General features: G+C 64.7%; 13 protein-coding genes and 1 riboswitch. Of the genes, 7 read left to right on the top strand and 6 right to left on the bottom strand.

Going from position 1 to position 11,338, the window contains the following annotated elements:
- Window positions 1–558 (bottom strand): 6,7-dimethyl-8-ribityllumazine synthase, encoded by a 558-nt coding sequence (locus ACT4OC_RS10390; RefSeq protein ID WP_444838890.1) that lies wholly within the window; start codon window positions 556–558, stop codon window positions 1–3.
- Between the two features lie 80 nt (window positions 559–638).
- Window positions 639–793: riboswitch (FMN riboswitch) on the bottom strand.
- Window positions 794–1,216: 423 nt separating this feature from the next.
- On the opposite strand from ACT4OC_RS10390, the gene ACT4OC_RS10385 reads away from it, so the two are divergent.
- Entirely contained in the window at window positions 1,217–1,717 is a 501-nt protein-coding gene (locus ACT4OC_RS10385) for a YbjN domain-containing protein (protein ID WP_444838889.1), read from the top strand.
- A gap of 223 nt (window positions 1,718–1,940) precedes the next feature.
- Window positions 1,941–2,762 (top strand): pyrroline-5-carboxylate reductase, encoded by an 822-nt coding sequence (gene proC, locus ACT4OC_RS10380; RefSeq protein WP_444838888.1) that lies wholly within the window; start codon window positions 1,941–1,943, stop codon window positions 2,760–2,762.
- 101 nt (window positions 2,763–2,863) lie between these two features.
- On the opposite strand, the gene ACT4OC_RS10375 is transcribed toward proC, so the two are convergent.
- The 3 genes from ACT4OC_RS10375 to hisS all read right to left on the bottom strand — a co-directional run bounded on the left by ACT4OC_RS10375 (window position 2,864) and on the right by hisS (window position 5,434).
- Entirely contained in the window at window positions 2,864–3,256 is a 393-nt protein-coding gene (locus ACT4OC_RS10375; protein WP_444838887.1) for a thioesterase family protein, read from the bottom strand.
- 164 nt (window positions 3,257–3,420) lie between these two features.
- Window positions 3,421–3,618: a tautomerase family protein gene (locus ACT4OC_RS10370; RefSeq protein ID WP_444838886.1), complete on the bottom strand. Its 198-nt coding sequence runs from the start codon at window positions 3,616–3,618 to the stop codon at window positions 3,421–3,423.
- 139 nt (window positions 3,619–3,757) lie between these two features.
- The gene (gene hisS, locus ACT4OC_RS10365) at window positions 3,758–5,434 is read right to left on the bottom strand and encodes a histidine--tRNA ligase (protein WP_444838893.1); all 1,677 of its coding nucleotides are present in this window, start codon (window positions 5,432–5,434) and stop codon (window positions 3,758–3,760) included.
- Window positions 5,435–5,468: 34 nt separating this feature from the next.
- On the opposite strand from hisS, the gene ACT4OC_RS10360 reads away from it, so the two are divergent.
- Window positions 5,469–5,747, top strand: coding sequence for a type II toxin-antitoxin system RelE/ParE family toxin (locus ACT4OC_RS10360; protein ID WP_444838885.1), 279 nt, complete (start codon window positions 5,469–5,471; stop codon window positions 5,745–5,747).
- 10 nt (window positions 5,748–5,757) lie between these two features.
- The gene (locus tag ACT4OC_RS10355; RefSeq protein WP_444838884.1) at window positions 5,758–6,036 is read left to right on the top strand and encodes a HigA family addiction module antitoxin; all 279 of its coding nucleotides are present in this window, start codon (window positions 5,758–5,760) and stop codon (window positions 6,034–6,036) included.
- Between the two features lie 34 nt (window positions 6,037–6,070).
- Here ACT4OC_RS10355 and ACT4OC_RS10350 read toward each other — a convergent pair whose 3' ends face one another.
- Together ACT4OC_RS10350 and ACT4OC_RS10345 are read right to left on the bottom strand one after the other, a co-directional pair.
- Window positions 6,071–6,523: a YegJ family protein gene (locus ACT4OC_RS10350; RefSeq protein ID WP_444838892.1), complete on the bottom strand. Its 453-nt coding sequence runs from the start codon at window positions 6,521–6,523 to the stop codon at window positions 6,071–6,073.
- A 349-nt stretch (window positions 6,524–6,872) separates the two neighbouring features.
- Window positions 6,873–7,952, bottom strand: coding sequence for a branched-chain amino acid aminotransferase (locus ACT4OC_RS10345; protein WP_444838883.1), 1,080 nt, complete (start codon window positions 7,950–7,952; stop codon window positions 6,873–6,875).
- A 353-nt stretch (window positions 7,953–8,305) separates the two neighbouring features.
- Between ACT4OC_RS10345 and ACT4OC_RS10340 the strand changes: the two genes are divergently transcribed.
- The 3 genes from ACT4OC_RS10340 to ACT4OC_RS10330 are packed head-to-tail and all read left to right on the top strand — an operon-like array spanning window position 8,306 to window position 10,984.
- Window positions 8,306–8,860 (top strand): MarR family winged helix-turn-helix transcriptional regulator, encoded by a 555-nt coding sequence (locus ACT4OC_RS10340; protein ID WP_444838882.1) that lies wholly within the window; start codon window positions 8,306–8,308, stop codon window positions 8,858–8,860.
- Window positions 8,857–9,585: a response regulator gene (locus ACT4OC_RS10335; RefSeq protein WP_444838881.1), complete on the top strand. Its 729-nt coding sequence runs from the start codon at window positions 8,857–8,859 to the stop codon at window positions 9,583–9,585. The genes ACT4OC_RS10340 and ACT4OC_RS10335 overlap by 4 nt, the downstream gene beginning before the upstream one ends.
- A 10-nt stretch (window positions 9,586–9,595) precedes the next feature.
- Window positions 9,596–10,984 carry an ATP-binding protein gene (locus ACT4OC_RS10330; RefSeq protein WP_444838880.1) on the top strand — a complete coding sequence of 463 codons (1,389 nt, stop codon included), beginning with the start codon at window positions 9,596–9,598 and terminating at the stop codon, window positions 10,982–10,984.
- The last annotated feature ends 354 nt before the right edge of the window (window positions 10,985–11,338 follow it).

Genomic DNA, 11,338 nt, shown 5'->3' with positions numbered 1-11,338 from the left:
CTACACGATACCCGCCGCGACCTGGCCGCGCAGGCGCTCCAGACCATGCAGCGTGCTCGCGCAGGCTTCCGCCACCTCGATGCCCTTGATGGCAAAGTGCTTGCGGAAGAACTCGTAATGCACTGCGCTCTCGTGGAACTGCTGCGGCGTCAGCACCGCCGAGAACACCGGCACTTCCGTGCGCAACTGCACATCCATCAACGCCTTGATCACCGTATCGGCGACGAACTCGTGGCGATAGATGCCGCCGTCGACGACGAGCCCGGCCGCGACGATCGCGGTGTAGCGCCGCGTCTTGGCGAGGAGCTGCGCATGCAGCGGGATCTCGAACGAGCCCGGCACCTCGAACGTATCGACCGCCGAGCGCGGCACATGCCGCGCCTCGATTTCCGCAAGAAACGCGATGCGCGCCTCCTGCACCACCTCGCGATGCCAGCAGGCCTGCACGAAGGCGATGCGCTGCGGTTTCGCAAACCGCGGGTGCACCGGTGCGAGCGGCGGCTCGGGCGTAGCGGGGATGTGGGATTTGGTTTCTGCTTCAAGCAAGGTCTGATTCATGGCTCTCCTCTTTCAGGACCAGAATCAGGGCACACGGAACGTCGGTGCCCACGCGAAGGCCATTCGCGTGAAGCGCCGCAAACCGTTCTCTTCCATCCGGACTTTGACCGTCGGCTTCGGATTCACACCGAATCTGCTGACCCTTTCTCCCTATTCGGAGAGAAAGGCGCTCGCGGGCTTGGGCGTTGCCGCCCTTACCGCCGGTGGGGACTTTCACCCCGCCCTGAGAACATCGGCCGATCCGGGATGGAACGGCCTGACTGGAACTATAAAGCGCACTTTCCGGCGGGCAAGGCCCGTTGCCCCCCGGAACGGAATGTCCCCATGCCCAAAATCGAATCGCCGCCCGGCCCGGAGGGCCTCGAAACCGGCCCGTCCAATTCGTTAACGAATTGCAAATGCAGCGATTCCGATTCCGGTTTGTTCTCAAATTAACGATTGGGACCGCGATGAGCTGTGGATTCCACAGCCCATTCTGTGGACGGACTCCGGCCATGGTTGCGCGGATTCCGCAAATCACATCACTTGATCCGCGCAGACCCCAATGATGCCGCGAGCCGATCGGGGGATTGCAGTCGGCGGCGACGCGGAAAGCGTCGCGCGCAGCCGGTCCCCGCGTGCGTAGCAACCAAACAAGAAACCAAAGGTCGAGACGGAAATGTCCCTCCTCGAAGGCATCGTTGATTCACGGAGCAACCCGCTCGCGGTCGTCGAAGACATCGCGTCGGACAACAACTGGGCTTTCGAGCGCTCCGGCGAGGACGAGGTGACGATTGTCACCAAGGGCCAGTGGACCGACTACCAGCTCTCCTTCACCTGGATGGGCGAGATCGAGGCGCTGCACCTGGCCAGCGCCTTCGACATGAAGATCCCGCAGGCGCGGCTCGCCGAGGTGCAGCGGCTGATCGCCGCGATCAACGAGCAGCTCTGGATCGGCCATTTCGACCTGTGGACCCACACCGGCATGATCATGTACCGCCAGGCGCTGGTGCTGCCGGGTCGCATGACCGCCTCGTCGGCGCAATGCGAGGTCATGGTCGACAGCGCCCTCCATGCCTGCGAGCGCTACTATCCGGCATTCCAGTTCGTGGTCTGGGCCGGCAAGTCGGCGCAGCAAGCCATGGACGCGGCGATGTTCGACACCGCGGGCGAGGCGTAGGGCCGCTTGTTTCCCTCGTCATGCGCGGGCTTGACCCGCGCATCCATCATTAAAAAGTTCTTCTTGGTGATGGATCGCCGGGTCAAGTGTTCAGCCCGGGGACATAGCCGACGCCCGGCAATGACAGTTGTATGCTTGTTGCGGCCTCCTCCATCCACTAGAACCGCCTGTGGTTATGGGTCCCGGCTTCCGCCGGGACGACAGCTGAATTGCGGTGACTGCTGTGAGCAACACTGACACTCTGAAAAACATCGCCGGCACCATCGTGCTGGCCGGCGCGGGCAAGATGGGCGGCGCGATGCTGGCGGGCTGGCTCGCCGGCGGGCTCGATGCGAAGCGCATCGTCGTGGTCGAGCCGCATCCCTCCGACGAGATCAAGGCGCTTGCGGCCAAAGGCGTGCGCCTCAATCCGAAGGACGCAGCCGCCGCCGAGACACTGGTCATGGCGGTGAAGCCGCAGACCTTCCGCGAAGCGGGGCCGGCTGTAAGGCCGTTCGTCGGCGCGTCCACGCTGGTCGTCTCGATCATGGCCGGCACGAAAATCGCCGCACTGGAGGAAGTCTGCGGCGGCATGGTGGTGCGCGCGATGCCGAACACGCCCGCCGCCATCGGCCGCGGCATCACGGTTGCGGTGCCCGCGAAAGGCGTCAGCGCCGCGCAGCGCACCACCGCGGATGCGCTGCTGCGCGCCATCGGCTCGGTGGAATGGGTCGAGGACGAAAGACTGATGGATGCGGTGACCGCGGTCTCCGGCTCGGGTCCCGCTTACGTCTTCCTGCTGGCGGAGGAACTCGCCCGCGCCGGCGTCGAGGCCGGCCTGCCGGCTGAGCTCGCGACCAGGCTCGCGCGCGAGACCGTGGCCGGCTCCGGCGAACTGCTGCACCGCTCCGACCAGCCGGCCGCGACCTTGCGCCAGAACGTCACCTCGCCCGGCGGCACCACGCAGGCCGCCCTGGAAGTGCTGATGGCCGGCGATGGATTGCAACAACTGATGATCCGCGCCATTGCCGCGGCGACGAAGCGCTCGATCGAGCTGGCGAAGTGATGGCAACGCCGTCATTGCCGGGCTTGACCCGGCAATCCATCATTCGTGAGAGAGTCCTTTCATGATGGATGCGCGGGTCGAGCCCGCGCATGACGAGTTTCTTACGCCCCCAGCCGCGCGTTGAACTTCGCGACGTTGATCAGCCCGCGTGCGTGTTCGCCCTCGCCGAGCTTGCGCTCGCCTTCGAAGGCGGCGACCGCGAAGCGGATCACGCGGCGCTCCACCGCGATCACCTTCGCCGTCGTCCGCACGGTGGCACCGACCAGCGCGGCGGCGAGATGGCGGACATTGACCTCGGTGCCGACGGTGACCCAGCCGCCTTGCAGGCGCCCACGGATCGCATCGCCAGAGGCCATCTCCATGTCCAGGATCATCATCGGCGTCGCATAGACCATGGGCATGCCGGGCACGAAGTGCCCGACCGTGCGCTCCGCCGGCACGATCAGCGTGCGCTCGGCGCTCATGCCGACCTTGATGAATTCGCGTGCGTCCATGGAAAACACCGGTGTCGTCCCGGCCAAGCGAAGCGCGAGCCGGGACCCATAACCACAAATGGTCGATTGACGAAGGCTGGAGCCTCAGCGTGACATAACCACAAGCAGCCGTGGTTATGGGTCCCTGCGTTCGCAGGGACGACGGCTTGCTTCGTCGCCGCAGCCTACTTCTTCGCGTTGCGCTCGATGAAGGTCTTGCCGCCCTTCATCTTGTTGTTGTGCGGCGCCTCGTTGATCTGGATCACCACCGCTTCCGGATCGACGTTGGCATGCTTGACGATCGAATTGGTGATGTCGAGCATGATGGCCTTCTTCTGCTCGTCGGTGCGGCCGGCAGCCATGCTGATGGTGACCTCGGGCATGTTGTTTCCTCCCTTTGTTTCTTGTTTACTCGGTCGGACTCCTCCGCCGGACCGTCATTGCCGGGCTCGACCCGGCAATCCATCATTTGAAGAAAGATGGATACGGGTCAAGCCCGCGTATGACGCCTCACGCGAATAGCTAACCCCACTTCACGTCATGGCGCGCCAGCACTTCGCGCACTTTCGCGACGATCTCGTCCTCCCCGCACGAGAACTGCGCCGGCCGCGTCTCCCGCCATTCCTGGTTGGAGGCGATCGCGGCCGCCGCCTTGGCGCCCTCGATCAGGTCCTTGATCTGCACCTCGCCGCGCGCCTTCTCGTCCGAGCCCTGGATGATGACGCAAGGGGAATTGCGGCGGTCGGCATATTTGAACTGGTTGCCCATGTTCTTCGGGTTGCCGAGATAGAGTTCGGCGCGGATGCTGGCGCCCCGCAGCGCGGCGACCATCTTTTGGTAATCGGCGACGCGGTCGCGATCGAACACGGTGACCACCACGGGCCCGAAATCCGCACGCGTGTCGAGCTTGCCGAGCAGCGTCAGCGCCGCCTGCAACCGCGACACGCCGATGGAGAATCCCGTCGCCGGCACCGGCTCGCCGCGGAAGCGCGAGACGAGGCCGTCATAGCGACCGCCGCCGCCGACCGAGCCGAACCGCACCGGCCGGCCCTTCTCGTCCTTGGTGTCGAGGAGGAGTTCAACTTCGTAGACCGGGCCCGTGTAGTACTCGAGGCCGCGCACGACGGAGGGATCAATAACAACACGTCCATCATCGTAACCGCAAGCCGCCACCAAATCCCTTAGTTGGGAAAGCTCAGCAACTCCTTCGAGTCCCAACGCATTGCCTTCGACAACAGTGCCGAAGTTCGCGAGCGTTACGTCGTTCGACGCGATTCTACTTTTTGAGCCGGATCGCACATCTCCCCAACCGGTAAAATTGATGACACGCGATATTCCCTTAGCGTCAAGCTCTGCACCCTTGGTGAAGTCGCCTTTACCCTCTTCACCACCGTCCCAACGTCCTGCGCCCAACAGCTTTTCGACTTCTTGAATCGGAAATTTGTCCAGCTTGTCGATCGCCCGCAGCACGGTCAGCCGCTTGCCGGCATTCGCATCGCCGCCGATGCCGATCGACTCCATCACGCCGTCGAGCACCTTGCGGTTGTTCACCTTCACCACATAGGAGCCGCGCGGAATCCCGAGCGCCTCCATCGTATCCGCCGCCATCATGCACATCTCGGCGTCGGCCGCCGGCGAGCCGCTGCCGACGGTGTCGGCGTCGAACTGCATGAACTGGCGGAAGCGGCCGGGGCCGGGCTTTTCGTTGCGGAACACCCAGCCACAGCGATAGGAGCGATAGGGCTTCGGCAGATGATCGAAATTCTCCGCGACATAGCGCGCCAGCGGCGCGGTCAGGTCGTAGCGCAGCGATATCCACTGCTCGTCGTCGTCCTGGAACGAGAACACGCCCTCGTTGGGCCGGTCCTGGTCGGGCAGGAACTTGCCGAGCGCATCGGTGTATTCCATCGCCGGCGTTTCCACCGGCTCGAAACCGTAGCGCTCATAGACCTCGCGGATTTTCTCGACCATCGCCCGCGTGGCATTGATCGCGGCCGGGCCACGGTCCTCCAGCCCGCGCGGCAGGCGGGCCTTCAATTTCTGCGGTTTCTTGGGTTTGTCGGCCATTTGGTCCACAACGCTAGGGGCGCGTTGGTACCAGCCGAAACCCGCCGCGGCAACCGTTGTGAGACCGGGTGTTGTCACCGCGGGCTGCCGACGGACGGCCCACCTGTAAAGGCACACTTTACAAATGTAAATGCATAGTTTACAGTGCGGAACGGGCTGGAAAACGATGATCGAGGGTTTCAGGCACAAGGGGCTGCGGCAGCTTTTCGAGGACGATAACGCCAGGGGCGTCAACGCCGAGCATGTGCGCAAGCTCAAGCAGATCCTGGCGATGCTACAGGCGGCGGATACAATTGAAGCAATGCGGCTTCCGACGTTCGGCCTCCACCCGCTGAAAGGCGATCTGAAAGGCTTTTGGGCAGTCACCGTTCGCGCGAACTGGCGAGTCATTTTTCGATTCGAAAACGGCAAGGCCTCCGATTTAGACCTTGTGGATTATCATTGAGGAAAAAAGCATGGAGATGAAAAATCCACCCCATCCCGGCGAACTGATCGGCGACACGCTCGACGAGTTGGCGATTTCGGTATCCGAAGCCGCACGGGGTCTCGGGATCACGCGGCAGCAGCTTCATAACCTGATTGCCGGCCGCAGCGGCATCACGCCGGAGATGGCGGTAAAACTCGAAAAGGCGATCGGCAGCACCGCCGACACTTGGCTCAGGATGCAGATGAACTACGATCTGGCGAAAGTTCGCAAGCGCGCGATCAACGTCAAGCGGCTGGTGCCGGCCTGAGGCGCGCGGCGGCAACCGCGCCAGATCGGGTTTTCTACGGCACCTCCAGCTGCGCCCTCAAGGCGTCGGCGTCGGCCCTCGGCATGCGCTTCAGCATCGGGCGGATGGTCTCGCCGCCGACGATCTTGCCGCCGCGCATGAACATCCAGTCCGTGATGTCGGCCTCCGTGAACTGCACGAGGTCGCCGGCCCGCTTGCCCGGCAGATCGCGCGGCTGGTTGGCGAAGCGGCCGGAATAGCGGCCGCCGGTCAGCTTCTTCACCTCCGCCATCCAGATGTGCTCGCCCTTGCTGCCGCCGGTCGGAAAACGCACCTTGAGGGAGTGGCCGGATTCCGATGATTTCGGGCTCTCATATGAAGCCCAGAACGCCGGCAGCGTGGCGCGCGCCTTGCCGATCGCGGTCGCCATTTCCGGATCGCCATTGGCGACATCGATGATCGGCGAGCGGTCCTGGCTCTGCGCACGGTTCTGGGCCGCCGCATCCATCAGGTAAATTGCCGAACCGAGCAACGCGACAAAGGCCGCGACCGCTGCGAGTTTGAGACGCGTTGAGAAATTTGAAGTCATCGTCACCTGCCCGCCAGAGGGTCCAGGCGACTTTGTCGCTTCGAAATGCCAACGCGTTCATGCGCTGTATTAACCTCTCCCCGCTCTTTTGCGGCGAGAGGTCGAAATTCGCGCTAGCGAATTTCGGGTGAGGGGCATGGCACACTGCTTATCGCGAATTCAGAGAATCGGATGGAAAGAGCCCCTCACCCCACCCTCTCCCCGCAAGAGCGGGGCGGGGGAGTGAGAGAGCGTGCTCTCCTTGCACGGTCGCGCCTTCGCCGCGCGATCACAACACCTTGCGGATCCAGCTGTGCGGATCGTTCGTCCGCCCGTACTGGATGTCGACCAGCTGTTTGCGCAGGCCCATGGCGACCGGGCCGGCGGCGCCGCCGTTGATGACGAAATCGCCGCTGGCCGAGCGCACCTTGCCGATCGGCGAGATCACCGCCGCGGTGCCGCAGGCGAACGCCTCCTTCAGCTTGCCGCTGGCGGCGTCCGCGCGCCACTGCTCGATCGTGTAGGGCTCCTCGCGCACCGTCTTGCCGGCGTCCATTGCAAGCTGGATGATCGAGTCGCGGGTAATGCCGGGCAGGATGGTGCCGAGCGGCGGCGTCAAGAGCGAGCCGTCGTCGAACACGAAGAACACGTTCATGCCGCCGAGCTCCTCGATGTATTTGCGCTCGACCGCATCGAGGAACACGACCTGGTCGCAGCCATTCTCGATGGCCTCGGCCTGTGCGCGCAAGCTCGCGGCATAATTGCCGCCGCATTTGACGGCGCCGGTGCCGCCGATCGCCGCGCGCGTGTAATTCTCCGACACCCAGATCGACACCGGCGCGGGCCCGCCCTTGAAATAGGAGCCCACCGACGAAGCGATGACGGCGAAGATGTATTCCGAGGACGGCTTCACGCCGAGGAAAACCTCGCTCGCGATCATGAAGGGCCGCAGGTAGAGCGAGCCCTCGCCGCCGGGGATCCAGGCGCGGTCGATGCGCACGAGCTGCTCGACCGCCTCGATGAAGACGTCTTCGGGCAATTGCGCCATCGCCATGCGGTCGGCGGAATGCCTGAAGCGCCGCGCATTGGCATCGGGACGGAACAGGTTCACCCCGCCATCGTCGCGCTTGTAGGCCTTCAGCCCCTCGAAGATTTCCTGCGCGTAGTGCAGCACGGCCATCGCCGGATCGAGCGGGAAATTGGCGCGGGCCTCGATGCGCGCGTCATGCCAGCCCTTGGCCTGGTCGTAGCGCACGATCGCCATGTGGTCGGTAAACACCCGGCCGAAGCCGGGATCCGCGAGCCTTGCCGCGCGAACCTCGTCGGACGTCGGATGTGCCGTGGGCTGGATGTCGAATTTCAAGCTCATTGCCTCGCTTCCCGGTGTCGGAACGGGCGCCGGCTTGCTGGCCAAGGAAACCGCCATGGGCTCACTCCCGGAATGGCGCTGATGCGCGCCGTTGTTGGTTCGTCGGGCTTCGCCCATCCCCGTCTTGCGGCGGGTTACCACAGCCGCATGCCACGAGGACATGCTTTTGCGGGCTGGCGAAGTCCAGTATGTTTGCCGATATGCCGCTCGACAATCGCACGGTAGACCAATTCGCCGGCCTTAACCGCCATCGCTGGCTTTCACAGGCCGCCTCAAACGCTGTCGCAAGCGAAACGACGTAATGTTTCGTCGCGAACGGCAGTTTTGTAACATTGAACCGAAGATATGTCAATATGGCTGACATAAATGTCCAGAGGCCGGCCGCCCAGCCCGATTCGCGGGGCGCAGACGCCTCCCCCGGCGGCGCCCGCGGGGGCGATTTGCGCTGGGATATCATCGAGCTGCTGTTCTTCGCCTACCGCGACTTCGTGGGCGATGCCGACCATGAGCTGGAGGCGTTCGGCTTCGGCCGGGCGCATCACCGGGTGCTGCATTTCGTCCACCGCTATCCCGGGCTGAAGGTCGCCGACCTCCTCGACGTCCTGCGCATCACCAAGCAGTCGCTCGGGCGCGTGCTCAAGCAGCTGTTGGACGAGGGCTACATCATCCAGAAGACCGGCAACAACGATCGCCGCCAGCGCCTGCTCTACGCGACGCCGAAGGGCGAGGCGCTGGTCGGCAAGCTGGCGGGGCTGCAGACCGACCGCATCAACCGCGCGGTTGCCGACATCGGTCCGGCCGGCACCGAGACCGTCCGCCAGTTCCTGCGCGCCATGATCGACCGCGACGATCCCGACAAGGTGCTGGAGGCGATCTTCGGCAGCGGCAAGCCGGCGGCGAAAGCATGAACCGGATTGCGATGATGGCCGCAGCGCGACCGCCGGCGCAGCCGGCCGACGATGCCCCGCACGTGCTCCTGGTCGACGACGACCGCCGCATCCGCGACCTGCTGTCGCGCTTCCTCGCCGGCGAGGGCTACCGCGTCACCACGGCGGCGAGCGCCAGCGACGCGCGCGCCAAGCTGCTGGGGCTGCATTTCGATCTGCTCATCCTCGACGTCATGATGCCCGGCGAGACCGGCTTCGATCTGGCGCGCTTCATCCGAAAATCCTCCACCGTGCCGATCATCATGCTGACCGCGCGCTCTGAATCGGAAGCGCGCATCGAGGGCCTGCAGATCGGCGCCGACGATTATGTGGCCAAGCCCTTCGAGCCGCGCGAGCTGGTGCTGCGCATGGGCAACATTCTCAAGCGCACCACACCGCCGCAGGTGGCGGCGCTGGAGCAGGTCGCGTTCGGCCCTTACGTGTTCCATCTGGAGCGCGGCGAGCTGCGCCAGGGCGAGGAGATCATCCACCTCACCGACCGCGAGCGCGAGATGCTGCGCATCCTCTCGACGAGCCCCGGCGAGACCGTGCCGCGCGCGGCGCTGACTTCGGGCGGCACGGTAAACGAGCGCGCCGTCGACGTGCAGATCAACCGCCTGCGGCGCAAGATCGAGCGCGATCCGGCCAATCCGCTGTTTTTGCAGGCGGTACGCGGCATCGGCTATCGCCTGGTCGCCTCGCCTTGATAGCAAAACGATGAGCACGCTCGACACCGGCCTCAATTTGATCCGCACCGCCTCGCAGCGGGTGTCGGCGGTCAACGACCGGATGAGCGGCAAGCTCAAGAGCTGGATGCCCACGGGCCTCTACGCGCGCGCGCTTCTGATCATGATCGTGCCGATGGTGGTGCTGCAGTCGGTGGTCGCCTTCGTGTTCATGGAGCGGCACTGGAACACGGTGACGCGGCGCCTGTCCGCCGCGGTGGTGCAGGACATCGCCACGCTGATCGACGTCTATAAGGTCTATCCGCAGGACAAGGACCGCACGCAGCTGCGCCGCATCGCGCAGCAGCGCCTCGGGCTGGTGGTGGATTTCCTGCCCGCCGGCGACATGCCGCCGCCCGGGCCAAAGCCGTTCTTCTCGCTGCTCGACCAGACGCTGTCGGTGCAGCTCAGCCGGCAGCTCGGGCGTCCGTTCTGGATCGACACCGTCGGCAAGTCCAATCTGGTCGAAATCCGCATCGCGCTCGACGACGCCGTGATGCGCGTGTTCGCCCAGCGCAGCGCCGCCTACGCCTCCAACTCGGAAATCTTCCTGTTCTGGATGGTCGGCACCTCCTCGATCCTCCTGATCGTCGCAGTCTTGTTCCTGCGCAACCAGATCCGCCCCATTCTGCGCCTGGCCGACGCCGCCGAGAGTTTCGGCAAGGGCCGCGAGGCTCCGAATTTCCGGCCGCGCGGCGCGCGCGAGGTGCGGCGCGCGGCGCAGGCGTTCCTGGAGATGAAGGCGCGCGTCGAGCGCTCGATCGAGCAGCGCACCGCGATGCTCGCCGGCGTCAGCCACGATCTGCGCACCATCCTCACCCGCTTCAAGCTGGAGCTGGCGCTGATCGGCGACAGTCCGGAAGTGGACGCCATGCGCAAGGACGTCGACGAGATGAGCGCGATGCTGGAGGCGTACCTCGCCTTTGCGCGCGGCGATTCCGGCGAGCACGCGCAGCCGACCGACATGTCGGCGGCGCTGGAGGAACTGCGCAGCGACGCCGAGCGCCACGGCCACAAGGCCACCGTTGCCTTCCGCGGCCTGCCGGTGGTCACGGTGAAGCCGGCCGCGTTCAAGCGCTGCCTCGCCAACCTCGTCACCAACGCCGCGCGCCATGGCGATGCCATCGCCATCACTGGCCACCGCGACCACCGCTATCTCACCGTCACCGTCGACGACGACGGCCCCGGCATTCCCGCAGGCATGCGCGAGGAAGTGTTCAAGCCGTTCCTGCGCCTCGACGACGCCCGCAACCAGGACGAAGGCGGAACAGGGTTGGGCCTTGCCATCGCCCGCGACATCGCCCGCTCCCACGGCGGCGACATCACGCTGGGCGACAGCCCGATGGGCGGATTGCGGGCCACGGTGCGGGTGCCGGTGTAGCAGTTTCCTCTCCCAAGAGCGCGGCGACCTCTCCCCGCAATCGGGGCGAGGTGAATGGAGTTCGCGGCCGCCGTTCGATCTGTCGGTAGCTATCTGCTTGTTCGACCGTCCTCGATAACTCGAACGACAGGCCTTGCGTCTTTCGACAGCAATTTTTCCATCAGTTCAGGCGTATCGTCCCCACTCAACACAAGCAACCGTCCGAGGGGTGACCGCACACGAGCTTTCATGAGCACGATATTGCCCAAACGAACCTCCACCGTTTGTCCGAGCGACGAAGCCGTTAGAACTTCGAGCGCCCGAGCGGACCGCGCGTCCAGTGTCACCAGTATCGCCGTTCGGCCGTCGATGTTC

The organism is Bradyrhizobium sp. (genome assembly GCF_052389815.1).
Taxonomy (GTDB): Bacteria; Pseudomonadota; Alphaproteobacteria; order Rhizobiales; family Xanthobacteraceae; genus Bradyrhizobium.
This window is presented reverse-complemented; position numbering and strand designations above follow the sequence as displayed.

What these genes read in the sequence shown, in the direction of transcription:
- ACT4OC_RS10370 (WP_444838886.1), bottom strand. Translation starts at nt 3,618, where the DNA reads ATGCCCGAGGTCACCATCAGCATGGCTGCCGGCCGCACCGACGAGCAG.
- ACT4OC_RS10355 (WP_444838884.1), top strand. Translation starts at nt 5,758, where the DNA reads ATGGAGATGAAAAATCCACCCCATCCCGGCGAACTGATCGGCGACACG.
- ACT4OC_RS10350 (WP_444838892.1), bottom strand. Translation starts at nt 6,523, where the DNA reads ATGGATGCGGCGGCCCAGAACCGTGCGCAGAGCCAGGACCGCTCGCCG.
- ACT4OC_RS10385 (WP_444838889.1), top strand. Translation starts at nt 1,217, where the DNA reads ATGTCCCTCCTCGAAGGCATCGTTGATTCACGGAGCAACCCGCTCGCG.
- ACT4OC_RS10345 (WP_444838883.1), bottom strand. Translation starts at nt 7,952, where the DNA reads ATGAGCTTGAAATTCGACATCCAGCCCACGGCACATCCGACGTCCGAC.
- ACT4OC_RS10330 (WP_444838880.1), top strand. Translation starts at nt 9,596, where the DNA reads ATGAGCACGCTCGACACCGGCCTCAATTTGATCCGCACCGCCTCGCAG.
- ACT4OC_RS10335 (WP_444838881.1), top strand. Translation starts at nt 8,857, where the DNA reads ATGAACCGGATTGCGATGATGGCCGCAGCGCGACCGCCGGCGCAGCCG.
- ACT4OC_RS10390 (WP_444838890.1), bottom strand. Translation starts at nt 558, where the DNA reads ATGAATCAGACCTTGCTTGAAGCAGAAACCAAATCCCACATCCCCGCT.
- ACT4OC_RS10340 (WP_444838882.1), top strand. Translation starts at nt 8,306, where the DNA reads ATGGCTGACATAAATGTCCAGAGGCCGGCCGCCCAGCCCGATTCGCGG.
- ACT4OC_RS10375 (WP_444838887.1), bottom strand. Translation starts at nt 3,256, where the DNA reads ATGGACGCACGCGAATTCATCAAGGTCGGCATGAGCGCCGAGCGCACG.
- ACT4OC_RS10360 (WP_444838885.1), top strand. Translation starts at nt 5,469, where the DNA reads ATGATCGAGGGTTTCAGGCACAAGGGGCTGCGGCAGCTTTTCGAGGAC.